Origin of the sequence: Pseudomonas sp. p50(2008), from assembly GCF_015351605.1 — a bacterium.
In the GTDB taxonomy this organism is placed as follows: domain Bacteria; phylum Pseudomonadota; class Gammaproteobacteria; order Pseudomonadales; family Pseudomonadaceae; genus Aquipseudomonas.
In genome coordinates this window covers 175469-198613 of sequence record NZ_JACMYF010000008.1, presented here as the reverse complement: position 1 = coordinate 198613, position 23145 = coordinate 175469, and the positions used below count along the sequence as shown (strand labels likewise).

Genomic DNA, 23145 nt, shown 5'->3' with positions numbered 1-23145 from the left:
CTTGGGCGACCTCGATCTGACAACGCCGGTCCCTGCCCGCGAGCCCGCCCCGCGACGCATTGGCATGCTGGGTGGGACGTTCGACCCGGTGCACATCGGCCATTTGCGCGGTGCACTGGAAGTCGCCGAATCGCTGGCGCTGGATGAGTTGCGACTGACGCCGAGTGCCCGGCCGCCTCATCGCGGCACTCCGCAAGTGTCGGCAAAAGACCGTCTGGCAATGGTTGAGTGCGCGGTGGCCGGTGTGGCGCCGTTGGTAGTGGACGCCCGCGAATTGCAGCGGGACAAACCGTCCTACACCATCGATACCCTGGAACTGATGCGTGCCGAGCTGGCCGCTGAAGACCAGGTTTTTCTACTTTTGGGCTGGGACGCTTTTTGCGGCCTGCCCACTTGGCACCGCTGGGAAGAGTTGCTCCAGCATTGCCACATCCTGGTGCTGCAACGCCCGGATGCCGACAGCGAACCGCCGGATGCCTTGCGCAACCTGCTGGCAGCGCGCTCGGTGAGCGACCCGCTGGCCCTCAAAGGGCCGAGCGGACAGATTGCATTCGTCTGGCAGACACCGCTTGCGGTATCCGCCACCCAGATCCGTCAACTGCTGGCCAGCGGTAAGTCGGTACGTTTCCTGGTGCCCGACGCGGTCCTGGCCTACATCGATGCGCACGGACTTTACCGTGCGTCGAACTGAATAGGAGTGCCTCAAGGCACGTGCAACAACGTGTATTGAAGCGCCTGAACATACGAGCAAAACGAGTTTTATATGACTGACAAAGACCAAACCAAAGTAAAGCGCAAAGGCACGTTCAAGAGCGCCCCGCTGCCAGTAGAAGTCCAAACCGGGCCGGAGCTGCGTGGCGAAGAACTGGTCAAGGTTGCCGTAGCAGCCCTGGAAGACGTGAAGGGCCAGGACATCCAGGTCATCGATGTTCGTGAAAAGCAGAGCATCACCGACTTCATGATCATCGCGACCGGTACGTCCAACCGCCAGATCGGCGCGATGCTCGACAAAGTCCGCGAAGCCGTCAAAGCCCAAGGCGTCAAGCCACTGGGTGAAGAAGGCAAGGGCGACAGCGATTGGGTCCTGTTGGACATGGATGATGTCATCGTGCACATGATGACTGCCTCTGCCCGTCAGTTCTATGACCTGGAGCGTCTGTGGGCCGGTGCCGAGCAAAGCCGTTCGGCCAGCGCTGCACACCACAGCCCAGAGAACACCCATGAGCATTTCACCAAGCTCAACAAAGACCAGCAATAAGGGTTCGCTGTGCGACTGCGACTGATCGCCGTCGGTTCACGCATGCCCAAATGGGTGGAAGAAGGCTGGCATGAATATGCCAAGCGTCTTCCTTCCGAGCTGGCGCTGGAACTGGTGGAAATACCGCTCAACACCCGTGGCAAAAACGCCGACGTGGCTCGTTTCATCCGCCAGGAAGGCGAAGCCATGCTGGCCAAGGTCGGGCCGAACGAGCGGATTGTCACACTCGAAGTCCACGGCAAGCCCTGGAGCACCGAGCAACTGGCGGTCGAGCTCGATCGCTGGCGGCTGGACTCGCGCACAGTGAATTTCATGGTCGGTGGCCCGGAAGGGCTGGCGCCGGAAGTGTGTGCGCGGGCGGATCAGCGCTGGTCACTCTCGCCGTTGACGTTGCCGCACCCGCTGGTGCGGATCCTGATCGGCGAACAGCTGTATCGTGCCTGGACAGTGCTGTCCGGCCACCCTTACCACAAGTAGTTCTGCCCTCATGCCTCAGCCGATCCGCATCAAGGACCACGAAAAAGACGCCCGTCTGGTGCGTGGCCGCGTCGTGTTCGGGGCTATTGCGGTGGTGGTGCTGATTTGTGTGCTGATCGCGCGGCTGTATTTCCTCCAGGTGATTCAGTACGAGTACCACTCGACCCTTTCGGAAAACAACCGCGTCCATGTGCAGCCGATTCCGCCTCCCCGTGGGCTGATTTTCGACCGCAATGGTGTGGTCATTGCCGACAACCGGCCCAGCTTCAGCCTGAGCATGACCCGTGAGCGCTCTGGCGATTGGCAGCAAGTGCTCGACGTGATCGTCCAGGTGCTGGAGCTGACGCCTGAGGATCGGGTGATTTTCGAGAAGCGCATGCGGCAGGGGCGTCGGCCGTTCGAGCCGGTGCCGATCCTGTTCGAGTTGACCGAAGAGCAGATAGCACGAATCGCCGTGAACCAGTTCCGCCTGCCAGGGGTTGAAGTGGTCGCGCAACTGGTCCGTCACTACCCGCAGGGTGCGCACTTTGCGCACTCGGTGGGTTACATGGGGCGGATCAACGAGAAAGAGCTGAAGACTCTGGACCCGGTGAGTTACAGCGGCACCCATCAAATTGGCAAAACCGGCATCGAGCGCTTCTACGAGCCCGAGTTGCACGGTCAGGTGGGCTACGAGGAAGTAGAGACCAACGCTCGAGGCCGCGTGTTGCGTGTGCTCAAGCGTACCGATCCGATTCCCGGCAAGGACATCGTCCTGAGCCTGGACATCAAATTGCAGGAAGCCGCAGAAGCGGCGCTGGGCGGTCGGCGTGGCGCCGTTGTGGCGTTGGACCCGGCGACCGGCGAAGTGCTGGCGATGGTCAGCCAGCCGAGTTTCGATCCGAACCTGTTTGTCACAGGCATCAGCTTCAAGGCGTATGCGGAGCTGCGTGACTCCATTGATCGTCCGCTGTTCAACCGTGTCCTGCGAGGCCTGTACCCGCCAGGCTCGACCATCAAGCCCGCCGTGGCCATTGCAGGTCTTGATTCCGGTGTGGTCACCGCGTCGACCCGAGTCTTCGACCCCGGCTATTACCAGCTGCCCAATTACGATCACAAGTACCGTAACTGGAACCGCAGCGGCGACGGCTTCGTGGACCTCGATACGGCAATCATGCGGTCCAACGACACCTACTTCTATGACCTGGCACACAAGTTGGGCATCGATCGACTGTCCGCCTACATGGGCAAGTTCGGCATCGGCCAGAAGGTCTCCCTGGACATGTTCGAGGAGTCACCGGGCTTGATGCCGTCCCGTGAATGGAAGCGTGCAACCCGTCGTCAGGCGTGGTTCCCGGGCGAAACACTGATTCTCGGGATCGGTCAGGGCTACATGCAGTCGACACCGCTGCAATTGGCGCAAGCCACGGCGCTGGTCGCCAACAAAGGCATCTGGAACCGCCCGCACCTGGCCAAGACCGTCGAAGGTGAGAGGCCGAAAGATGAAAACCCGATGCCGAACATCGTCCTGCGTGACCCGTCCGACTGGAACAAGGTCAACCACGGCATGCAGCAGGTGATGCACGGCGCTCGGGGTACCGCGCGCAAGGCTGCTGCTGGTTCCCAGTACCGAATCGCCGGCAAGAGTGGTACGGCCCAGGTGGTCGCCATCAAGCAGGGTGAGAAGTACGACCGCTCGAAGGTGCAGGAACGTCACCGTGACCACGCCTTGTTCGTGGGCTTTGCGCCGGCCGATAACCCGAAAATCGTCGTGTCGGTGATGGTCGAGAACGGCGAGTCCGGTTCTGGCGTCGCCGCACCCGTGGTACGCCAAGTGATGGATGCCTGGCTTCTGGGCCAGGACGGCCGATTGAAAGCCGAGTACGCCAGCCCTATCAGTGCGGAGGCTACGGCCCGTGATGAATAATTTTGATCGCATGCTCTCCAGTGAGGATGTGATGCGTCGCCGGGCGACGCTGTTGCAACGACTGCACATCGATGGCCCGTTGCTGATCCTGTTGCTGACCCTGGCCGCCGGCAGCCTGTTCGTCCTCTATTCAGCCAGTGGCAAGAGCTGGGATCTGCTGGCCAAACAAGCCACATCGTTTGGCATCGGCCTGGTGTCCATGGTTGTCATCGCCCAGTTCGAACCGCGTTTCATGGCTCGCTGGGTGCCAGTCGGTTATGTGGTCGGCGTGCTCTTGCTGGTGGTGGTGGACGTCATGGGCCATAACGCCATGGGGGCGACGCGCTGGATCAACATTCCCGGGGTGATTCGCTTCCAGCCCTCGGAATTCATGAAGATCCTGATGCCGGCGACCATCGCCTGGTACCTGTCCAAGCGCACCTTGCCGCCGCAGCTCAAACATGTGGGCGTCAGTCTGTTCCTGATCGGATTGCCCTTCATCCTGATCGTGCGCCAGCCCGACCTGGGCACCTCGCTGCTGATTCTTGCGGGCGGCGCCTTCGTGCTGTTCATGGGCGGACTGCGCTGGCGCTGGATTATCAGTGTGCTGGCCGCTGCAGTGCCTGTGGCCATCGCCATGTGGTTTTTCATCATGCACGACTACCAGAAGCAGCGAATCCTGACGTTTCTCGACCCTGAGAGCGATCCGCTTGGCACTGGCTGGAACATCATTCAGTCGAAAGCGGCCATCGGTTCCGGCGGTGTATTCGGCAAAGGCTGGTTGCTGGGCACCCAGTCCCACCTGGACTTCCTGCCGGAAAGCCACACCGACTTCATCATCGCGGTAATGGGTGAAGAATTCGGCCTGGTGGGCATTTGTGCGCTGCTACTGATTTACCTTTTATTGATCGGTCGCGGGCTGGTAATTACCGCCCAGGCCCAGACATTGTTCGGCAAATTGCTCGCGGGCAGCCTGACCATGACTTTTTTTGTTTACGTTTTCGTCAACATCGGTATGGTCAGTGGCCTGTTGCCGGTTGTAGGGGTGCCGTTGCCGTTCATTAGCTACGGAGGAACTTCGTTGGTGACGCTGCTGTCAGCGTTTGGGGTTTTGATGTCGATCCATACCCATCGTAAGTGGATCGCACAAGTTTGAATAAGGTGAAGATTTCAATGCAAGTAATGCGTGGCTGGGCGACTCGATACGCGCCGTGGGTCGGCCTGGTAAGCATCCTTGGCACAGCGCAAGACGCGCTGGCCGGCGATTACGAAGGCTCACCCCAGGTGGCTGAATTCGTCGGTGAAATGACCCGCGACTACGGTTTCGCTGGTGAGCAGCTGATGGGCGTGTTCCGCGAAGCCGAGCGCAAGCAGTCGATTCTGGACGCGATCTCGAAACCTGCCGAGCGGGTCAAGCAGTGGAACGAGTACCGGCCAATGTTCATCTCCGATGCGCGTATCGCCCGGGGCGTGGATTTCTGGCGTCAGCACGAGGCCGTGCTGGCCCGCGCGGAGCAGGAATATGGCGTGCCGGCGCAGGTCATCGTGTCCATCATCGGGGTTGAGACCTTTTTCGGACGCAATACCGGAAATTTCCGGGTGATCGACGCGTTGTCGACCCTGGGTTTCGACTATCCTCCTCGTGCCGAATTTTTCCGCAAGGAACTGCGTGAGTTCCTGCTGCTGGCCCGTGAAGAGCAGGTCGATCCGTTGACCCTCAAGGGTTCCTACGCCGGCGCAATGGGCCTCCCGCAGTTCATGCCCAGCAGCTTTCGCGCCTATGCAGTGGACTTTGACGGTGACGGCCACATCAATATCTGGAACAACCCGGATGACGCCATCGGCAGCGTCGCCAGTTATTTCAAGCGTCATGGCTGGGTCGCCGGTGAGCCGGTGGTCAGTCGCGCCGATGTTCGTGGCGATCAGGTAGAGGAAGGTTTGACCACTGGCATTGAACCGACTAAAACCGTCGGGGAGTTGCGAGCGTTGGGGTGGTCAAGTCATGATGCGCTGCGCGATGATATGCCGGTCACCGCTTTCCGCCTGGAAGGTGACAACGGCCCTGAATACTGGATGGGCCTGAAGAATTTTTACGCGATCACGCGTTATAACCGCAGCGTGATGTACGCCATGGCCGTACATCAACTGTCTGAACAGCTGGTCCAAGCACGGGGCGTCAAGTAATGCGGGCATTGCCTATGAATAAACCCCTGAAGCTGATGGCATTCGCCGCGTTGGCAGTGCTGGTCGCCAGTTGTTCGACCAGCCGCGCGCCGGCTCAGAAATCCTCATCCCCTGCCGTGCGCTCGACGCCGGGGCTGGACATCAACCGTGCTCACAAGGACGGCGCGCCATGGTGGGACGTCGACGTATCGCGCATCCCGGATGCCACGCCAACCCTGCATACCGGCCCCTACAAGGCCAACCCGTACACCGTGCTGGGCAAGACTTACTTCCCGCTGCAAGAGTCCAAGACCTATGTGGCTTCGGGCACGGCGTCCTGGTACGGCACCAAGTTCCATGGGCAGAACACCGCCAACGGCGAAGTGTATGACCTGTACGGCATGAGCGCCGCTCACAAGACCCTGCCACTGCCAAGTTACGTTCGGGTGACCAACCTGGACAATAACAAGTCGGTAGTCCTGCGGGTCAATGATCGTGGCCCCTTCTATTCGGACCGGATCATCGACCTGTCCTACGCGGCTGCCAAGAAGCTCGGCTATGCCGAAACCGGCACGGCGCGAGTCAAGGTCGAAGGTATCGATCCGCAGCAGTGGTGGGCCGCCAAGGGGCGTCCGGCGCCGTTGATGCTTAACGAACCGCAGGTTGCACAGAACAAGGCCCCGGTCATAACCGCGTCGGCCGGTACGGTCGAACAATGGACGCCACCGCCGCAGCAGCACGCAGCGGCCGTAGTGCCCGTGCAGATCGATGCAAAAAAAAACGCTTCTGTACCAGCGTCTGGCCAGTATCTGCAGGTGGGCGCGTTCGCCAACCCGGACGCTGCAGAACTCCTGAGATCGAAGCTGAGCGGAATGGTGAGCGCTCCGGTGTTCATCAGTTCGATCGTGCGCAATCAACAGACACTGCATCGGGTTCGCCTGGGGCCAATCGGCTCGCAGGGTGAAATCCAGCAAGTGCAGAACAGCGTGCGGCTGGCCAATCTCGGTTCGCCGAGCCTGGTCACTGCCGAGTAGTACGCAGTACTTGAATGACGGTTCACTTGCTATTTGGGGGGTGGGCCTGGTTGTTGGCTCGTTGAAGAACAAAAGCCCGGCAAGGGCTCTGAGTGAACAACTGAACACGCGACGACCCGTTAGAAGGTTGTCTGATTAGATTTGCCTCTGGGCAGTACCATTAGCGATTTCGAGAGACGGATGAACATCACCACCTTTGCCAAACGACTGTGCCTGCTAGTACCGCTGCTCATCTCGCCTGCCGCGTTCGCGGTTGAGATGATGCCTTCGCCACCCCAACTGGCCGCTAAATCCTATGTGCTCATGGACGCCAGCAGCGGTAACGTGCTGGTAGAGAACAACGGTGACCAGCGTCTGCCTCCGGCCAGCCTGACCAAGCTGATGACAGCCTACATCGCGACCCTGGAAATCCGTCGTGGCCAGATCGGCGAAAACGATCCGGTAACGGTCAGCGAAAACGCCTGGCGTACCGGTGGTTCGCGGATGTTCATCAAGGTTGGCTCGCAGGTGACTGTCAGCGACTTGCTGCACGGCATCATCATTCAGTCGGGTAACGACGCCAGTGTTGCGCTCTCCGAGCACATCGCGGGCAGCGAAGACGCATTCGCCGACATGATGAACAAAACCGCCACCGATCTGGGCCTGACCAACTCCCACTTCATGAACCCGACCGGCCTGCCGAACCCGGAGCATTACTCGTCGGCTCATGACATGGCCGTGCTGGCTCGCGCGATCATCCACGAAGACCCGGCTCATTACGCGATCTACTCGCAGAAAGAGTTCTTCTGGAACGGCATCAAGCAACCGAACCGCAACCTGTTGTTGTGGCGCGACAAGACCGTCGACGGCCTGAAAACCGGTCACACCGATGAAGCCGGCTATTGCATGGTGTCCTCGGCTGTCCGTGATGGCATGCGCCTGATCGCGGTAGTGTTCGGCACCAACAGCGACGTGGCCCGTGCTTCCGAAACCCAGAAGCTGCTGACTTATGGCTTCCGTTTCTTCGAAACACAGACCTTCTATCAGAAAGGCGCCGAGCTGGCTCAGGCTCCTGTCTGGAAAGGCACCACCAATCAAGTCAAGGCCGGCCTGGCTGAAGACCTGACCATGACCCTGCCAAAAGGCCAGCTGAAAAAGCTCGTCGCCAGCATGACCATGAACCCACAGCTGATTGCGCCAATCGCCAAGGGCGACGTGATCGGTAAAGTCGAAGTGAAACTGGACGAAAAGGTTGTGCACAGCGCAGACCTGATTGCTCTGGACGCGGTCGACGAGGGTGGTATCTTCCGTCGCATGTGGGATAGCATCCGTCTATTCTTCTACGGCTTGTTCAACTGATTTAGTGTGGACCTGCATGGCCTCGTTCCAATAAGGAGCGGGGCCATGTTCGTTGCCACGGCTTACGCTCACGAGGCCGTTACGCCATGACCGATACCGAAGTAAAGGCGCCAAAGATCGAATTTCCCTGCGCGGATTACCCAATTAAAGTAATCGGCGACACCGGCGTGGGTTTCAAGGACAAGATCATCGCGATCCTTGAGAAACACGCGACCGTTGACCTCAAGACGTTTGCTGAACGCCAGAGCACCAACGGCAAGTACACGACCATCCAGCTGCACATCATCGCCACCGGTCAAGAACAGCTGTACGACATCAACAGCGAGTTGCGGGCTACCGGTTTCGTGCACATGGTGCTGTGATGTCTGGCACGCTGGGCTTTCGCGAGCTCGGCCAGATGGCTTACGAGCCGGTCTGGCATGCCATGCAACGCTTCACCAACGAACGCGGCACCGAGGCCGCCGACGAAATCTGGCTGGTCGAGCACCCGCCGGTGTTTACCCAGGGTCAGGCCGGTAAAGCCGAACACTTGTTGCTCCCGGGTGATATTCCGGTGGTGCAGGTTGATCGCGGCGGACAGGTGACCTACCACGGTCCCGGTCAACTGGTAGCCTACCTGTTGCTTGATGTTCGCAAGCTCGGTTTCGGTGTGCGTGACCTGGTCACCCGCATGGAGCACTGCCTGATTGAGCTGCTGGCCAGCTATGGCGTCACGGCAGCGGCCAAGCCGGATGCACCGGGTGTCTACGTCAACGGGGCGAAAATAGCGTCCCTGGGGCTGCGTATTCGCCACGGGTGTTCCTTTCATGGCCTGGCCCTGAATGTGGACATGAACCTGGAACCGTTTCGACGGATTAATCCCTGCGGCTACGCCGGGCTGGCGATGACCCAGCTGAGCGATCACGCAGGATCGATTGAATTTGCCGAGGTAAGTGCCCGGCTGCGCGCGCAGCTCGTCAAACACCTCGACTATGCTGAGCAGACGACCCTAACGGGCGGAATCGACTGATATGACTACTGATGCAGTGCAAACCATGATCCCGACGCTGGATGTCACCGAGCGCCCGGCCCCGCGTGCCAAGGTTGAAGCCGGCGTTAAGCTGCGCGGCGCCGAGAAGGTTGCACGCATCCCGGTAAAGATCATTCCGACGACCGAACTGCCGAAGAAACCTGACTGGATTCGCGTGCGCATCCCGGTATCTCCGGAAGTCGACCGTATCAAGGCCCTGCTGCGCAAACACAAGCTGCACAGCGTGTGCGAAGAAGCGTCCTGCCCGAACCTGGGCGAGTGCTTCTCCGGCGGCACTGCGACGTTCATGATCATGGGTGACATCTGCACCCGTCGCTGCCCGTTCTGCGACGTGGGCCACGGTCGTCCGAAGCCATTGGACGTCAACGAGCCGGAAAGCCTGGCCATCGCCATTGCCGACCTGAAGCTGAAGTATGTGGTGATCACCTCTGTAGACCGCGACGATCTGCGTGACGGCGGTGCCCAGCACTTTGCCGACTGCATCCGCGAGATTCGCAAACTGTCGCCAAACGTACAGCTTGAAACACTGGTTCCCGATTACCGTGGTCGCATGGACGTTGCGCTGGAAATCACCGCTGCCGAGCCACCGGATGTGTTCAACCACAACCTGGAAACCGTACCGCGCCTGTACAAGGCCGCGCGCCCGGGTTCGGACTACCAGTGGTCGCTGACCCTGCTGCAACGCTTCAAGCAGATGATGCCGCACATTCCGACAAAGTCCGGCTTGATGCTGGGTCTGGGCGAGACCGACGACGAAGTCATCGAAGTCATGAAGCGCATGCGCGAACACGACATCGACATGCTGACCCTGGGCCAATACCTGCAACCGTCCCGCAGCCACTTGCCGGTCGAGCGCTTCGTGCACCCGGACACCTTCGCCTGGTTCGCCGAGGAAGGTTACAAGATGGGCTTCAAGAACGTCGCTTCCGGCCCGCTGGTGCGTTCTTCGTACCATGCCGACGAGCAGGCGAAACTGGTTAAGGCCGAGTTGATAGCCGCCTTGTAATGTGCCGGTGCAAGAAATAAAACGCCCGCATGGCTTATCCGGCCTTGCGGGCTTTTTTTGCCTGTCTCACAGTGACCGCTGCCTTTTCCCGCAACCCTCGGGGCAACCGAACCTCTTCTGTTTGTCCCCGTTCCTGACTACTGTGTGTTTGATGTGTTCACGCAGGGAGATTCAAGGATGACCGCTAGACCGCACCACACTCTCTTTCCTCACACGCCTGTCCCGGCGCTGCCAGCGCAAGGGTTGATTGGCGTTATTGCACCCGCCGGCCCTGCGAGGCTGGATACGGATAAAGCCATCGGCTGGATGCGCGCTCGCGGTTATTCGCTGCGGGTGTTTGCAGGGGTGTATGAAACGGATGGCTACCTGGCTGGCACCGACGATGTGCGGCTCAATGATTTGCATGCGGCGTTCGCTGACAGCGAAGTCGATGCCATCGTTTGTCTTCGTGGTGGATACGGTACGCCACGCTTACTCGACCGGATTGATTTCGAGTTGCTACGCAATAACGCCAAGCCATTCATAGGCTACAGCGATATCACCGCCCTGCATTTGGCGATCAGTCGGTACGCCGGGTTTGTGACGTTTCATGGGCCGCTGCTGAATGCCGATTTGTTGGGTGACAAGCAAAAGCCGACCGAGTCTTCGTTTTTCAACATGCTCAGAGGGCAGGTAAAGGCTGGCAGCGTGCTCGCGCACCCGGTGGCTAACCCATTGACAACCATTGAGCCGGGCATCGCCCACGGGCGTTTGCTGGGGGGCAATCTGTCGATGATTGCCGCGACCATGGGCACGCCTTACGAGATTGATGCCGAAGGCGTCATCCTGTTCATCGAGGACATCAATGAGCCGCTTTATCGCATCGACCGACTGCTCACCCACCTGCGCCTTGCAGGCACGCTGGGCAAGCTTCGAGGGGTTCTGGTGGGGGATGTGGCGGGTGTGGACGCCGATGCGCTGGCACGCTTGCTCAAGCAGACCTTTGAACCGTTGCGGATTCCGGTATTGGCCGGGTGGCGCAGCGGGCATTGCGATCCGAACCTGACGTTGCCAATGGGGGCTCTGGTGAGGCTCGATGCGGGGAACAAGGAACTGGTGTTGGAGCAGGATGTGGTTGTCAAACGGTAGGTTTTTTCGCCTGACAGTCAGTCATCGCAGGCAAGCCTTGCTCCCACAATAATCTGAAGTGAACACACTGTTTGTGGTCCGCGTAGATCCATTGTGGGAGCAAGGCTTGCCCGCGTTGCTTTTAACGGTTGCGAAGCCCTTCCAGCAACTTGTGCGTCGGATACCCATCCGCCGGCCAGCCAAATGACTGTTGCGCACTGCGAATCGCCTTGCGGGTGTTGGCACCGATAATCCCGTCAGCCGTGCCCGCATCATAGTTCTGCGCGCTCAACAGGCTTTGCAATTCGATCCGCTCAGTGCGGCTCAATGGCAAATCGTCTTTCGGCCAAGTCCCGCTGATCAGGCCCCCACCGCTGAAGCGTTCCGACAACAAGCTCACCGCCAATGCGTAGGACGACGAATTGTTGTACTTGAGGATCGCGCGGAAGTTGTCGAGCACCAGGAACGCCGGGCCACGATAACCGGCCGGTAGCAGCAGGGCGGCAGACAGGTGTTCAGAGCCGGCTGGCGCCTGAGCACCACCAGGTAAAGTCACACCCAGCTGCAGCCATTCGGCGACACTCTTGCGAATCGTGCCATCGGCCAGAACGTAGTCGAAGCCGCTCGCCAGCTGCACTTCAAAACCCCACGGCTGGCCTTTCTGCCAGCCGGAGCTTTGCAAGTAATGTGCGGTCGATGCCAGGGCGTCGGCGGGGCTGCCCCAGATGTCGCGGCGACCATCGCCATCGAAGTCGACGGCGTGGGTGTTGTAGGTCGTCGGGATGAACTGGGTCTGACCCATGGCGCCGGCCCACGAGCCGAGCATCTTGTCTGGCTCGATATCGCCCTGTTGCAGGATCTGCAGCGCAGCAATCAATTGTGCGTGAGCAAAACCTGGACGGCGCCCCTCATAGGCCAGCGTCGCCAGGGAATTGATCACTGACTTGCTGCCCTGGAATTGCCCGAAGTTACTCTCCATGCCCCACACAGCGACCAGTGCCTGGCGATCGACACCGTAACGCTGTTCGATGCTTTGCAAGATGTCGGCGTATTGGCCAACCAGGGCCTGGCCTCTACGTACACGCAATGGCGACAGGGCGCCATCAAGGTATTCCCATACGGGGCGGGAGAATTCGGGCTGGCTGCGATCGGCGCGGATGATGCTGGGGTCCAGGCTGACATTGGCGAACGCGCGGTCGAAAAGATCGGCGCGGATGCCGGCAGCCAGTGCGTCCTTGCGGAAACCTGCTTGCCATTCGGCAAAGGTCTGCGTCGGCTGAATATCAAGGTTTTCGCCGGTCGGCACAACGGGAGGAATCACCGCTGGGGCTGTCGCTACGGGACGGGTTTGAAGCGGTTCGGCGTCGGCGGCGGTCGGTTTTTCCGCGCAGGCGACAAGCAGTACGAGGCTGGAGGCAGCAATCAATTGGCGTAGGTGCCAACGACGGGAAAGACTAGGGGGCATGCACAGGTCCAGGGAATACGAATCAGGTGCAGACCTTAACATGTTGAGCGTGCGCTTGCCTTTCAGGCCGCCAGAAAGTAAGAAGCCTCCCAGCTATTAGACTGGAAGGCTTCGCGGCGGTAGCTGCCTTTGCCCTTGCCGGCGCGTTCCTGACGGCTGCGGAACAGTGGCTGGGCGATGATGGATTTGGCCTTGTTCGGGCCATTTTTTGATGGCTTTTTGCTCATGATGGTTCTCGCAATTGAGTGAGTTTTGCGGGGCGAATCATCGGCCGAAGCCGGTTCAGTGTCTATAGTGCAAATGGATGTGTTTTGTGTAGGAAGAAACGTCAAAAGATCGCAGCCCGCGGCCCCTCCTACAGGAGATTGCATACCCTGTAGGAGCTGCCGCAGGCTCGGGCCGCGTTCGGACGATCTTTTGATCTTATTCAGCAGGCAATGTGAGCCGCTGACCCGCCATCAACAAAGACAACCGACTCAAACTCATCCAGGGCGAACCAGCGGCCTGGCCTTTGATCTGCGCATCGATGCGTTGCGCTTCCAGCAACAGCTGCGCCCAGCGTTGCGCCGAGTAGCGTTGCAGGGCTTTGCTCATCAGTGGCTTGCGCTTGTCCCAGACGGGCGGTCGGGCGGAGCTGAACGCCTTGTCCAAAGGCACGCCCTGACTGTATTGCAGCGACAGGTTGGCCAGCAAACGCAACTCTCGAGCCAAGGCCCAGAGAATCACCGGTGGTTCGACGCCTTCGCCTCGAAGGCCTTCGAGCATGCGCAGAGCGTGGGCGGCTTCGCCATTTAGAATCGCATCAGTCAGGCCGAATACGTCAAAACGCGCACTGTCAGCCACTGCGGCCTGAACGGTTTCAACAGTGATCTGGCCACCTTCGGCCATCAGCTTGAGTTTCTCGATTTCCTGCGCCGCGGCCAACAGGTTGCCCTCGACCCGTGCAGCAATCAGCTCAACGGCGTCCTGGCTGGCAGACAGCCCGGCCTGGGACAACCGTTGACGTATCCAGCTTGGTAGCTGATTGGCATCCACTGGCCAGATCTGCACGAACTGGGTCTGCTGACCTTCGACCAGCGCCTTGCCCCACTTGGTTTTCTGAGCACTGCCATCGAGCTTCGGCAAGCTGATCAGCAATACCGTGTCTTCAGCCGGTCGTGAGCAGTATTCGATAAAGGCAGCAGCCCCTTTGTCGCCAGGCTTGCCGGAGGGCAGGCGCAACTCCAGCAAACGCTTTTCAGCGAACAGCGACATGCTCGCGCCTGCTTGCAGTAGCGTCCCCCAGTCGAAACTGGCGTCGGCGGCAAACACTTGTCGTTCGTCGAAGCCTTGCTGGCGGGCAGCGGCACGGATGGCGTCGGCGGCTTCCTGGCACAACAGCGGGTCATCGCCACTGATGATGTAGACCGGCGCAAGTGCGCCTTGCAGGTGTTTACCGAGTTGGGCGGGGGCGAGTTTCATAGGAAAGGCGAACGGGGCGCCGGAGCGCCCCGTAAGTCTTACTGCTGAGGCAGTTCGAGAGGCGACTGGCGCGGTGTTTGCGCCTCAGCCTTCTGTGCTGCTTCAATGGCCTCGGCTTCAGCCTTGGCTTTGGCGTCGGCGGTCTGTTGCAGCTGATCCAGCTGAGCCGGCGTGAGCTGTTGCAGACGAACCATCATGCGTTGGACCAGGTCGCGGCGCATTTCCACGCGAGCAGTGTCGGCTTCCTGTTCGGAACCCACCAGGTTGTTACCGTCGTGGATGAACACTTTCTGCACTTCGATCTTGTCGTTCAGCAGGTCCACGCCGCCCTGGCCACGGATGTCGTATTTGAGCACCGTGCTCAGCTGATACTCGCCAGTACGGCCGGCACCGGCGTAGCTGAGAATGCGCTGGGTTTCCTGCTCATCGGTCAGCACCAGCTTGTAGGGTGCACCGGTGACGACTTTGACGCCGCTGCCCTCAAGCACCTGACGCAATTGGGTCACGGTTGGGCCGTAAGCGTTACGGGCGCTCAGATCGAGCTCCTTGATCGCCAGTTCAGTGTTGCCAGTGCCGCGCAGCTGGAAACCGCAGGCGCTCAACAGGACTGCCAGGCCCATCACCAGCAAATTGCGTTTGATCATCTTGTTGCTCCCCTTGAAACCAGGTGGGCCGATCATGCGGCCCGAAAGGTTTTACTCGGCGCCAGGCTCACCTGGCGCCTGATCCAATTTAGCTGGCGACGATATTGACCAGTTTCCCGGGCACGACAATCACTTTACGAATGGTCAGGCCGTCGACAAAGCGCAGCACGTTCTCATTCGTACGGGCAGCGGCTTCGACTTCTTCGCGCGTTGCGCTGGCCGGCATTTCGATCTGGCCACGCAGCTTGCCGTTGACCTGGATCACCAGCGTCAGGCTGTCCTGCACCAAAGCGGTCTCGTCCAGCACCGGCCAACCAGCGTCGATCACGGGTTCAGCGTGACCCAGTTGATTCCACAGCTCGTGGCTGATGTGCGGGGTGATCGGAGCCAGCAGCAGCGTCACGGCTTCCAGACCTTCGTGAACCAGAGCGCGATCCTGATCGGTGCTTTGTGCGGCTTTTTCCAGCACGTTCATCAGCGTCATCACCTGGGCGATGGCCGTGTTGAATTTGTGGTTCTGGCCGACGTCGTGGCTGGCTTGCTTGATGGCCAGGTGGATCGAGCGGCGAACGGCTTTCTGTTCGTCGTTCAGGCTGGCAACGTCCAGTTTGCCCGGCAGGCCCTGGGTAACGTGCGCTTGAGCCAGACGCCAGACGCGCTTGAGGAAGCGGTGCGAGCCTTCCACGCCGGAGTCGGACCATTCCGCGCTCATGTCAGGTGGCGAGGCGAACATCATGAACAGGCGGCAGGTGTCTGCGCCGAACTGGTCAATCATCGACTGTGGGTCGACGCCGTTGTTCTTGGACTTGGCCATCTTCTCGGTGCCGCCGATTTCCACCGGCAGACCGTCTGCGATCAGCTTGGCGCTAATCACCTTGGCCTTGCTGTCGCGCTCGAGTTCGACGTCCGCCGGGTTGAACCAGGTGTAAGCACCGTTGGCTTCGCGACGGTAGTAAGTCTCGGCGATCACCATGCCTTGGGTCAGCAGATTCTTGAACGGCTCGTTGGAGCTCACCAGGCCTTCGTCGCGCATCAGCTTGTGGAAGAAGCGCGCGTAGAGCAGGTGAAGAATCGCGTGTTCGATACCGCCGATGTACTGATCCACTGGCAACCAGTGGTCAGCTGCGGACTTCTCCACCAGGCCGCCTTCATAGTGCGGCGAGGCGTAGCGGGCGTAGTACCACGAGGACTCGACGAAGGTGTCCATGGTGTCGGTTTCACGCTTGGCCGGTGCGCCACATTTCGGGCACTGGCACTCGTAGAACTCGGGCATGCGCGCCAGTGGCGAACCGGCGCCGTCCGGAACGACGTCTTCTGGCAGTACGACCGGCAGCTGGTCTTCCGGGACCGGTACATCACCGCAGGTTTTGCAGTGGATGATCGGAATCGGGCAACCCCAGTAGCGCTGGCGGCTGATGCCCCAGTCACGCAGGCGGAACTGGGTGCGCGAGGCGCCGAGTTCTTTCTTGATCAGCGCAACTTCGATGGCGTCGAAAGCGCCTGCGAAGTCGAGGCCGTCGAACTCGCCGGAATTGATCAGCGTGCCGTGCTCACCGTACGCGTCCTGCCAAGGTGCCGGGTTGGTATCGCCGGAGCTGGTGCGAACCACGGATTTGATCGGCAGGTTGTACTTGGTGGCGAACTCGAAATCGCGTTCGTCGTGAGCCGGTACCGCCATTACTGCGCCATCGCCGTAGTGCATCAGCACATAGTTGGCGACCCACACCGGGAGTTTCTCACCGGTCAGCGGGTGCTCGACGAACAGCGAGGTCGGCTGGCCTTTCTTTTCCTGGGTTGCAACGTCGGCCTCGGCCACACTGCCGCCTTTGCATTCAGCGATAAACGCTTGCAGCTCAGGGTTGTTCTGCGCGGCCAGGGTGGCCAACGGGTGTTCGGCGGCCACGGCCACGTAAGTCGCGCCCATCAGGGTGTCTGGACGGGTGGTGAAGACTTTCAGCGTACCGGCTTCGCCGATGGAATCGACGTTGTACGGGAACTGCACTTCCATGCCGCGGGACTTGCCGATCCAGTTGCGCTGCATGGTCTTGACCTGTTCAGGCCAGCCCGGCAGATCGTCGAGGCTCTCCAGCAGCTCATCCGCATACGCGGTGATCTTGAAGTAGTACATCGGAATTTCGCGCTTTTCGATCAGCGCGCCGGAACGCCAGCCGCGACCGTCGATCACTTGCTCGTTGGCCAGAACGGTCTGGTCGACCGGGTCCCAGTTCACGGTGCCGCTTTTCTTGTAGATCACGCCTTTTTCGAACAGGCGGGTGAACAGCCATTGTTCCCAGCGGTAGTAATCCGGCTTGCAGGTGGTCACTTCACGGGACCAGTCCACCGCCAGGCCCAGGCTGCGCAGCTGGGTTTTCATGTAGGCGATGTTTTCGTAGGTCCACTTGGCGGGCGCTACGTTGTTCTTCATGGCGGCGTTTTCTGCCGGCATGCCGAAGGCGTCCCAACCCATGGGTTGCAGGACGTTCTTGCCTTGCATGCGCTGATAGCGGGAGATCACGTCGCCGATGGTGTAGTTGCGCACATGCCCCATGTGTAGCTTGCCGCTGGGGTAAGGGAACATCGACAGGCAATAGAACGTCTCCTTGCCTGGCTGTTCACTGACTTCAAAGGACTTTTGCTCGTCCCAGAACGACTGGGCGGCGGCTTCGATTTCACGGGGCTGATATTGTTCGTGCATGGCTACTTTTGAACTGAATAGGGGTGGCCTAATCCTCTTCAATGCGACGCTGGACGGTGAGCACGCCAAATCGGCGTTTCGGTGTCCAGACGAGCTGGAAGTGGAGTTACAGGAAGCGCCGTAGCATACATGACCGCGCTCTACCGAGGGAAACCCTGATTGCTGCCGCAGGTCTTGCGAAACACGCTGCGAGGGCCGTTGGTCGCAGCACTCAGCTGGTTTGATCATGGAAGCTAAGCTCTAAATGGGGAGCAAGACTTATCTTCAATGAGGTGAGGGATGGTTGAGTCACAGCGGAAAGTCACAAAACCAGAGCTGTATGAAAGACTGATCGATCGTCTGGGGATGGCCCTGGACGCGGCAAAAACTGCTAACCGGCTGCGCGATGAGCGCCCCATGGAGTTGGAACTACGTGGCCTGAGTCCTGCAGAGTTTGCACTGGTCAAAGCGTATCTGGACCGTAGTGAACGTGAAACACAGGGATGCTTGTCAGATGCAGTGAAGCAACTCGACGCACCACGTTCGGCCAAGATCATCTGGCTCAAGGACAAGGCACCTGGCAGGGACGCGGTAAAGGTCCGGTCACTGCAATTCAAATAAGGGCACTTGAGACGATGTCCCGACTGCTTTTTCAACTGTAGTTCAACGCACAGTCCTTTCGAATATGTTGTCGCAAGGCGTCAACGCACTTAGGCTTCGGGCATCTTTGGAGATGCTCGATGCCTTTTCGTTATTTTGTGAAACAACTTCTGCTGCCGCCCGGCATTCTTCTGCTGTTGCTGGCGCTTGCCTGGTGGTTCCGCCGCTCTAGACCGCGCCTTGCCGGCGTGTGTTTTGCACTGGGCCTTGGCGGTTTCTGGTTGATGAGCTTGCCGGTCGTTGTGCAATGGAGCGCGAATGCCCTGGAGCGAGTGCCCCCATTGGCTCGCGATGAATGGGCGACGCTTGGGCAGCGAGCGGACGCCATCGTGGTGCTGGGTTCGGGGCGCGAAAGGGGTGATCCGGCTTGGGGCTCGGATCAACCTACGGGCATTGGGCTGGAGCGTGAGCGTTATGCGGCGCGACTTGCCAAGGCCTCGGGGCTGCCGATTCTGACCAGTGGCGGCTTGCACTACGGCACACCACCCAGTGAAGCCAAAATGATGGCCGATTCGTTATTGGATGATTTCGGCGTGACTGTGCGTTGGCAGGAAGGGCGTAGCCGCACCACTTGGGAGAACGCGCAGCTGAGTGCGCAGGTTTTATTACCGCAGGGCATCAAGCGCGTGGTGGTCGTGACTCAAGCTGCCCACATGCCGCGATCGGTCTGGAGTTTTGAGAAGGCCGGGTTTGAGGTAGTGCCGGCGCCGGTTGGGTTTCTGGGCGGCGACAATGCCCGACCGTTGGGCGGCTGGATGCCGGAGTTCAAGTCGATCTGGCAGAGCGGCCAGTTGATGAACGAGGCGGTGGGGCAGGTGGGGTATTCGTTGTTTTACCGATAGGGTTGCGCAGCAGCCCTGAAATGGGCCTGCTGCACAGCGGGGATAAATCCCCTCGCCACAAATGCTCAGCAGTCTCAGACGGTCTTGGCTATCCGGCTCGCAATCAACGCCCAACCAAACAACAGCACGCAGACGATGACCAGTGGCCACGAGCGCCATTGCAAATACGGCGTCAGGTTGTGCATCGGCACCACTTCGCCGTACAGGATGCCGCGTTCGAATTGCGGGATCTGAGCGGTGATCTGGCCAAACGGATTGATCAAGCCAGTCACGCCGTTGTTCGTCGCACGGATCATCCAGCGGCCGGCTTCCAACGCGCGCATCTGCGCCATCTGCAAGTGTTGCAGCGGGCCGATTGACGTGCCGAACCAGGTGTCGTTGCTGATGGTCAGCAGCAGATCGCTGCGCGCCGAAAGGCTGGCGGCGAAGTCCGGGTACACCACTTCGTAACAAATGAACGGGGCAATCTGATAGCCCTTCGCCTGCAACAGAGCCTGATCAGCCGGGCCTCGGGCGAAGTCGGACATCGGCAGGTCGAAGAAAGCGATCAGGCCGCGCAGCACGTCCTGAAGCGGTACGTATTCGCCAAATGGCACGAGCTTCTGCTTCAGGTACGTACCGTCGCCTTCGCCGATCACGGTAATGCCGTTGAAAAAGCGTTTCTCGTGCCGGACTTCTTCGCGAATAGGTACGCCGGTAATCAACGCCGAATCACGTTCCGCCGCAAACTTGCCCATCATGGTGAGGTAGCCCTCGGCGGACTCCTTGAGCACCGGGACGGCCGTTTCCGGCCAGATCAGCAGGTCCACGCGCTTGGAGCTGAGGCTCATGTCGCGGTACAGGGCCAGTTGCGCGTTCAACTGCGCAGGGTCCCATTTCATGCTTTGTTCGATGTTGCCCTGAATTGCTGCCACGGTCAGCGGCGCGCCCGAGGGGCTGGTCCAGGCGTGTTCCTTGAGCGCCATGCCCGCCACCCAAGGTCCAATCAGCAGCACTGCGCCAGCAGCAATGAAGCCCTTGCGTCCGGTACGAACCAACGGCAACGCGTTGTAGAGGAGCGCGGCGGTGAGTGCCAGAGTGAACGAGATCAGCCACATGCCACCGAGTGGTGCAAGTCCGGACAAGGGGCCGTCCAGCTGGCTGTAACCGGAATAGAGCCACGGGAAACCGGTCAGGAACCAGCCGCGAAAGGCTTCCTGGCCGACCCACAGCGCTGCGAACGCCAGTGCGTCGGCCAGCGGCGCTTCGTTACGCCGCAGCCAGCGCGCCCAGATCCAGGCGGGCAGGGCGAAGAACCAGGCAATGGCCGCCGTGAAAATCAGCATCAGGAAGCCGGCGAGCAGCACAGAAGCACCACCGAAGTGGTGAATGCTGTAGTAGATCCAGCTGGTGCCGGCGCCAAACAGGCCAAAACCGTAACACCAGCCACGACCCAAGGCCTGGCGGGGATTCAGTTCGCGTAACCCGGCATAAAAGAACCCGACCGCCAGCAACGCCAACGGCCAGATATCAAACGGCGCCAGGGCCAGGGTAGTCAGTGCACCGGCCACCACGGCCAGCAGGTTACCGGGCCAGCCGGGGCGGGTTACGCGGGGCATGTCATTCCTTAACGGGCAATGGGCGTCAGGCGAAGCAGATGAATCCGACGGCTGTCGGCATTCAGGATGCGGAAGCGATAAGGGCCGATCTCAGTGATTTCGTTGCGTTTAGGCAAGTGCCCGAACGCGCTCATCACCAAACCGCCGACGGTGTCGAACTCGTCGTCGGAGAATTCGCTGTCGAAGAACTCGTTGAAGTTCTCGATCGGCGTCAGGGCCTTGATCAGGAAATCACCGCTTGGCAGCGGCTTGATGTAGCTGTCTTCTTCGACGTCGTGCTCGTCTTCGATGTCGCCGACGATCTGTTCCAGCACGTCTTCGATGGTCACCAGACCGGCCACGCCGCCGTATTCGTCAATGACGATGGCCATGTGGTTGTGGTTGGCGCGGAACTCACGCAGCAGCACATTCAGGCGCTTGGACTCTGGCACGAACGTGGCCGGGCGCAGCAGGTCCTTGATGTTGAAGCTGTCGCCGTTCTCCTTGAGGATCAGCGGCAGCAAGTCCTTGGCCAGCAACACGCCCATCACGTCATCGTGGCTTTCGCCGATCACCGGGTAGCGGGAGTGGGCCGAATCGACCACGGCAGGCAGGAACTCGCGAGGGGTCTGGGTCGCCTTGATGCTGATCATCTGCGAGCGCGGAACCATGATGTCCCGTACTTGCAGGTCAGCCACCTGAATGGCGCCTTCGACAATGGCCAGCGCTTCGCTGTCCAGCAACTTGTTTTGGTGTGCATCGCGCAGTAGCTCAAGCAGCTCCTGACGGTTTTTCGGCTCGTGGGCAAAAGCCTGGGTGAGCTTACCCAGCCATGACTTCTGCCCGTTGCTCGATCGATCTTCGCTCATAGCGATTACTCTGAATCCTTTGTTGTAACGATAGGGGATGTTTCAATTTCGTCGTCCGCGTATGGGTCCGGATGACCCAGTTCGGCAAGCAACGTTCGTTCCAGTGCTTCCATTTCTTCGGCTTCGTCGTCATCTATATGGTCGTAACCGAGTAGATGCAAGCAGCCATGAATTACCAGATGCGCCCAGTGGGCCTTTAGTTCCTTGCCTTGTTCAGCCGCTTCGCGCTCGACCACCGCCACGCAGATCACCAGATCGCCCAGCAGTGGAATGTCGAGGAATTCGTCTGGCACATCGGCCGGAAACGACAAGACGTTGGTGGCGTAATCCTTTTGCCGCCAGGTGTGGTTGAGCTCCCGCGCTTCTTCTTCATCGACCAGGCGAATGGTCATTTCCGAGTCGGCTGTGCGCAGGCGCAGGGCCAGTTCGCACCATTGGCGGAACTCGGCTTCGCTCGGGGCAGACGCTTGGGTAGCCAGTTGCAGATCAAGCTCAAGCATCGCGGCGGCTGTCCTTGGGGGCTTCGTCGGCCACGCGATTTTCGAAGCGCTCGTAGGCTTCGACGATGCGTTGCACCAATGGATGGCGCACTACGTCTTTGGGCTTGAAATGGGTGAAGCTGATGCCCGGAACGTCTTTCAACACTTCGATGACATGGTGCAGCCCGGACTTGGTGCCTTTCGGCAGGTCGACCTGGGTGATGTCACCGGTAATGACCGCCGTCGAGCCGAAACCGATCCGCGTCAGGAACATCTTCATCTGCTCGACGGTGGTGTTCTGGCTTTCATCGAGAATGATGAAGCTGTTGTTCAGGGTCCGGCCGCGCATGTAAGCCAGCGGTGCAACTTCGATCACCTGGCGCTCGATCAGCTTGGCGACGTGTTCGAAGCCGAGCATTTCGTAGAGTGCGTCGTAGAGCGGGCGCAGGTACGGATCGATTTTCTGCGACAGGTCGCCGGGCAGGAAACCGAGCTTTTCGCCCGCTTCAACCGCCGGACGCACCAGCAAAATGCGGCGGATCTGCTCGCGTTCCAGCGCGTCTACCGCGCAGGCAACGGCCAGATAAGTCTTGCCGGTACCGGCGGGGCCGATGCCGAAATTGATGTCGTTACCGAGAATTTCCTTCACGTAGCGCAGCTGATTCAAGCCGCGAGGGCGAATCATGCCTTTCTTGGTACGCAGGGCGACGGAGGGTTCGGACGGGGAAACGTTGTCCAGCTCTTCGACGGCCGATTCCTGCAGGAACAGGTGAACCATGTCCGGCGACAGCTCGGTACCTTTGGTTTCCCGGTACAGGCGGCGCAGGAGGTTTTCCGCGGAGGTGGTGTGCTTGGGGTCGCCGATCAGTTCGAACTGGTTTCCGCGGTTGCGGATCTCGATGGTCAGGCGCTGTTCGATCAAGCGCAAATGCTCGTCGAATTGCCCGCACAGATTGGCGAAGCGGCGAGCCTCAAAGGGCTCGAGCATGAAACGATGTGGTTCGATGGGTGCGTTCAAGGTCGTATTTAGCCGCCCTGGGGCAATTAAGATGAAATCAAGGATAACGCCAGTGGAGCAGGTGCGAAAGCTCTTAAATAGGCGCCTGATTTTGACGCTTTGACTGTGGCGAGGGGATTTTATCCCCGTTGGGCTGCGTAGCAGTCCTGTTTTTTGGG

Annotated in this window: 23 protein-coding genes; 14 read left to right on the top strand and 9 right to left on the bottom strand. The window is 59.8% G+C overall.

What is annotated here, in order from left to right; genetic code table 11:
* Nucleotide 1 precedes the first annotated feature (1 nt).
* The 12 genes from nadD to H7698_RS22465 all read left to right on the top strand — a co-directional run bounded on the left by nadD (nt 2) and on the right by H7698_RS22465 (nt 11319).
* On the top strand, nt 2-691 hold the full coding sequence (gene nadD / locus H7698_RS22520) for a nicotinate-nucleotide adenylyltransferase (protein ID WP_268932914.1): 690 nt from the start codon (nt 2-4) through the stop codon (nt 689-691).
* 72 nt (nt 692-763) lie between these two features.
* Complete coding sequence (gene rsfS / locus H7698_RS22515; protein ID WP_162439926.1) at nt 764-1258, top strand: ribosome silencing factor; 495 nt, start codon at nt 764-766, stop codon at nt 1256-1258.
* 9 nt (nt 1259-1267) lie between these two features.
* Nucleotides 1268-1735 (top strand): 23S rRNA (pseudouridine(1915)-N(3))-methyltransferase RlmH, encoded by a 468-nt coding sequence (gene rlmH / locus H7698_RS22510; protein ID WP_003185785.1) that lies wholly within the window; start codon nt 1268-1270, stop codon nt 1733-1735.
* A 10-nt stretch (nt 1736-1745) separates the two neighbouring features.
* Entirely contained in the window at nt 1746-3641 is a 1896-nt protein-coding gene (mrdA, locus tag H7698_RS22505) for a penicillin-binding protein 2 (RefSeq protein ID WP_162439927.1), read from the top strand.
* A gap of 31 nt (nt 3642-3672) precedes the next feature.
* Complete coding sequence (gene rodA, locus H7698_RS22500; protein WP_162439957.1) at nt 3673-4776, top strand: rod shape-determining protein RodA; 1104 nt, start codon at nt 3673-3675, stop codon at nt 4774-4776.
* Nucleotides 4777-4793: 17 nt separating this feature from the next.
* On the top strand, nt 4794-5804 hold the full coding sequence (gene mltB, locus H7698_RS22495) for a lytic murein transglycosylase B (RefSeq protein WP_162439928.1): 1011 nt from the start codon (nt 4794-4796) through the stop codon (nt 5802-5804).
* The gene (locus H7698_RS22490) at nt 5804-6817 is read left to right on the top strand and encodes a septal ring lytic transglycosylase RlpA family protein (protein WP_194692863.1); all 1014 of its coding nucleotides are present in this window, start codon (nt 5804-5806) and stop codon (nt 6815-6817) included. Before mltB ends, H7698_RS22490 begins: the two co-directional genes overlap by 1 nt.
* A 180-nt stretch (nt 6818-6997) precedes the next feature.
* Nucleotides 6998-8155: a D-alanyl-D-alanine carboxypeptidase family protein gene (locus H7698_RS22485; RefSeq protein WP_162439930.1), complete on the top strand. Its 1158-nt coding sequence runs from the start codon at nt 6998-7000 to the stop codon at nt 8153-8155.
* A gap of 86 nt (nt 8156-8241) precedes the next feature.
* On the top strand, nt 8242-8517 hold the full coding sequence (locus H7698_RS22480; RefSeq protein ID WP_162439931.1) for a DUF493 domain-containing protein: 276 nt from the start codon (nt 8242-8244) through the stop codon (nt 8515-8517).
* Complete coding sequence (lipB, locus tag H7698_RS22475; protein WP_194692862.1) at nt 8517-9164, top strand: lipoyl(octanoyl) transferase LipB; 648 nt, start codon at nt 8517-8519, stop codon at nt 9162-9164. Before H7698_RS22480 ends, lipB begins: the two co-directional genes overlap by 1 nt.
* Before the next feature lies 1 nt (nt 9165).
* A complete protein-coding gene (gene lipA, locus H7698_RS22470; protein WP_442966318.1) occupies nt 9166-10191 on the top strand; it encodes a lipoyl synthase in 1026 nt (341 codons plus the stop codon).
* A 177-nt stretch (nt 10192-10368) separates the two neighbouring features.
* On the top strand, nt 10369-11319 hold the full coding sequence (locus H7698_RS22465) for a S66 peptidase family protein (protein WP_194692861.1): 951 nt from the start codon (nt 10369-10371) through the stop codon (nt 11317-11319).
* A gap of 121 nt (nt 11320-11440) precedes the next feature.
* On the opposite strand, the gene H7698_RS22460 is transcribed toward H7698_RS22465, so the two are convergent.
* From H7698_RS22460 to leuS, 5 genes are all read right to left on the bottom strand, one after another.
* Nucleotides 11441-12763, bottom strand: coding sequence for a lytic murein transglycosylase (locus H7698_RS22460; RefSeq protein ID WP_194692860.1), 1323 nt, complete (start codon nt 12761-12763; stop codon nt 11441-11443).
* A gap of 62 nt (nt 12764-12825) precedes the next feature.
* Complete coding sequence (gene arfA, locus H7698_RS22455) at nt 12826-12990, bottom strand: alternative ribosome rescue factor ArfA (protein ID WP_094470475.1); 165 nt, start codon at nt 12988-12990, stop codon at nt 12826-12828.
* Between the two features lie 196 nt (nt 12991-13186).
* Nucleotides 13187-14224 carry a DNA polymerase III subunit delta gene (gene holA, locus H7698_RS22450; RefSeq protein WP_162439935.1) on the bottom strand — a complete coding sequence of 346 codons (1038 nt, stop codon included), beginning with the start codon at nt 14222-14224 and terminating at the stop codon, nt 13187-13189.
* A gap of 38 nt (nt 14225-14262) precedes the next feature.
* The gene (locus H7698_RS22445) at nt 14263-14868 is read right to left on the bottom strand and encodes an LPS-assembly lipoprotein LptE (protein ID WP_194692859.1); all 606 of its coding nucleotides are present in this window, start codon (nt 14866-14868) and stop codon (nt 14263-14265) included.
* An 88-nt stretch (nt 14869-14956) separates the two neighbouring features.
* On the bottom strand, nt 14957-17563 hold the full coding sequence (gene leuS / locus H7698_RS22440) for a leucine--tRNA ligase (RefSeq protein WP_194692858.1): 2607 nt from the start codon (nt 17561-17563) through the stop codon (nt 14957-14959).
* Between the two features lie 279 nt (nt 17564-17842).
* On the opposite strand from leuS, the gene H7698_RS22435 reads away from it, so the two are divergent.
* Both H7698_RS22435 and H7698_RS22430 read left to right on the top strand, forming a co-directional pair.
* On the top strand, nt 17843-18163 hold the full coding sequence (locus tag H7698_RS22435; protein ID WP_194692857.1) for a hypothetical protein: 321 nt from the start codon (nt 17843-17845) through the stop codon (nt 18161-18163).
* A gap of 119 nt (nt 18164-18282) precedes the next feature.
* Nucleotides 18283-19044 (top strand): YdcF family protein, encoded by a 762-nt coding sequence (locus H7698_RS22430; RefSeq protein WP_194692856.1) that lies wholly within the window; start codon nt 18283-18285, stop codon nt 19042-19044.
* Between the two features lie 74 nt (nt 19045-19118).
* Here H7698_RS22430 and lnt read toward each other — a convergent pair whose 3' ends face one another.
* The 4 genes from lnt to H7698_RS22410 are packed head-to-tail and all read right to left on the bottom strand — an operon-like array spanning nt 19119 to nt 22987.
* Nucleotides 19119-20642: an apolipoprotein N-acyltransferase gene (gene lnt / locus H7698_RS22425; RefSeq protein ID WP_194692855.1), complete on the bottom strand. Its 1524-nt coding sequence runs from the start codon at nt 20640-20642 to the stop codon at nt 19119-19121.
* 8 nt (nt 20643-20650) lie between these two features.
* Entirely contained in the window at nt 20651-21490 is an 840-nt protein-coding gene (locus H7698_RS22420) for an HlyC/CorC family transporter (protein WP_045062079.1), read from the bottom strand.
* A gap of 5 nt (nt 21491-21495) precedes the next feature.
* Complete coding sequence (gene ybeY / locus H7698_RS22415; RefSeq protein WP_194692854.1) at nt 21496-21990, bottom strand: rRNA maturation RNase YbeY; 495 nt, start codon at nt 21988-21990, stop codon at nt 21496-21498.
* Nucleotides 21983-22987 carry a PhoH family protein gene (locus tag H7698_RS22410; RefSeq protein WP_162439942.1) on the bottom strand — a complete coding sequence of 335 codons (1005 nt, stop codon included), beginning with the start codon at nt 22985-22987 and terminating at the stop codon, nt 21983-21985. The genes ybeY and H7698_RS22410 overlap by 8 nt, the downstream gene beginning before the upstream one ends.
* Nucleotides 22988-23145: the final 158 nt, after the last annotated feature.

Coding starts and splice junctions, on each gene's coding strand:
- H7698_RS22420 (WP_045062079.1), bottom strand. CDS start 21,490: ATGAGCGAAGATCGATCGAGCAACGGGCAGAAGTCATGGCTGGGTAAG.
- lnt (WP_194692855.1), bottom strand. CDS start 20,642: ATGCCCCGCGTAACCCGCCCCGGCTGGCCCGGTAACCTGCTGGCCGTG.
- H7698_RS22465 (WP_194692861.1), top strand. CDS start 10,369: ATGACCGCTAGACCGCACCACACTCTCTTTCCTCACACGCCTGTCCCG.
- arfA (WP_094470475.1), bottom strand. CDS start 12,990: ATGAGCAAAAAGCCATCAAAAAATGGCCCGAACAAGGCCAAATCCATC.
- H7698_RS22460 (WP_194692860.1), bottom strand. CDS start 12,763: ATGCCCCCTAGTCTTTCCCGTCGTTGGCACCTACGCCAATTGATTGCT.
- mrdA (WP_162439927.1), top strand. CDS start 1,746: ATGCCTCAGCCGATCCGCATCAAGGACCACGAAAAAGACGCCCGTCTG.
- lipB (WP_194692862.1), top strand. CDS start 8,517: ATGTCTGGCACGCTGGGCTTTCGCGAGCTCGGCCAGATGGCTTACGAG.
- rodA (WP_162439957.1), top strand. CDS start 3,673: ATGCGTCGCCGGGCGACGCTGTTGCAACGACTGCACATCGATGGCCCG.
- ybeY (WP_194692854.1), bottom strand. CDS start 21,990: ATGCTTGAGCTTGATCTGCAACTGGCTACCCAAGCGTCTGCCCCGAGC.
- leuS (WP_194692858.1), bottom strand. CDS start 17,563: ATGCACGAACAATATCAGCCCCGTGAAATCGAAGCCGCCGCCCAGTCG.
- H7698_RS22480 (WP_162439931.1), top strand. CDS start 8,242: ATGACCGATACCGAAGTAAAGGCGCCAAAGATCGAATTTCCCTGCGCG.
- H7698_RS22490 (WP_194692863.1), top strand. CDS start 5,804: ATGCGGGCATTGCCTATGAATAAACCCCTGAAGCTGATGGCATTCGCC.
- H7698_RS22430 (WP_194692856.1), top strand. CDS start 18,283: ATGCCTTTTCGTTATTTTGTGAAACAACTTCTGCTGCCGCCCGGCATT.
- lipA (WP_442966318.1), top strand. CDS start 9,166: ATGACTACTGATGCAGTGCAAACCATGATCCCGACGCTGGATGTCACC.
- holA (WP_162439935.1), bottom strand. CDS start 14,224: ATGAAACTCGCCCCCGCCCAACTCGGTAAACACCTGCAAGGCGCACTT.
- mltB (WP_162439928.1), top strand. CDS start 4,794: ATGCAAGTAATGCGTGGCTGGGCGACTCGATACGCGCCGTGGGTCGGC.
- H7698_RS22485 (WP_162439930.1), top strand. CDS start 6,998: ATGAACATCACCACCTTTGCCAAACGACTGTGCCTGCTAGTACCGCTG.
- H7698_RS22435 (WP_194692857.1), top strand. CDS start 17,843: ATGGTTGAGTCACAGCGGAAAGTCACAAAACCAGAGCTGTATGAAAGA.
- H7698_RS22445 (WP_194692859.1), bottom strand. CDS start 14,868: ATGATCAAACGCAATTTGCTGGTGATGGGCCTGGCAGTCCTGTTGAGC.
- rsfS (WP_162439926.1), top strand. CDS start 764: ATGACTGACAAAGACCAAACCAAAGTAAAGCGCAAAGGCACGTTCAAG.